The sequence below is a fragment of the Cognatazoarcus halotolerans genome (assembly GCF_009800965.1).
GTDB lineage: Bacteria > Pseudomonadota > Gammaproteobacteria > Burkholderiales > Rhodocyclaceae > Cognatazoarcus > Cognatazoarcus halotolerans.
The window spans coordinates 1-554 of sequence record NZ_WUAF01000056.1; the positions used below are offsets into that span (position 1 = coordinate 1).

Consider the following 554-nt stretch of genomic DNA (forward strand, 5'->3'; position numbering starts at 1 on the left):
TCCTCCGATGCGCGATTCGGCACCTCGAATCGAATTGAAAAATCAAATCTCGCCGTGAAGTCGCCATGAAAATTACGCTGGGGCCCTTTGCTGGTGAGGAGTCTGGCGCTTTTGCATCACCCTGCTAGGTATGTATGGCAGCTTGAATGATGTCAATGTTTTCTCAGGATATATATCCTGCAAGGATGGATCATATATTGGTGTGTTGGGAGGTGTATTTTCTGATGTGGCGCCACAAAAGCATTCGGATGGGTCTGGATTTTTAGGGATGATCGTTACTAGGCGTTGCTTTTCAATAGAAAAGAACTCGACTTTTATCAGACATTACGTTTTATCGTACGACAAGCGAAATAGACGATACGGTGATCCGGATGGTGATCCTCGGCTATTGAAAGCGTGCGGAAACTATGAGCAATCTCTACCAGGGTTAGCAGGTTGATGCAAAACCCAGTGAACGAACGGCCCTGGCAAATGTCATAGCCTGGTCTTCCGAACCCTTGTCCTGACAGCGATGCGTGGCCAACTTGATCCCCTGTCCTCGATGTTCCATTACT

General features: G+C 47.5%; 1 protein-coding gene. It reads right to left on the minus strand.

All coding sequences use genetic code 11. The annotated features are described in order from the left end of the window. Positions 1 to 317 precede the first annotated feature (317 nt). Positions 318 to 554, minus strand: a 237-nt coding sequence (locus GQB03_RS23400; protein WP_235027187.1) for a hypothetical protein, incomplete at its 5' end; no start/stop codon positions are given.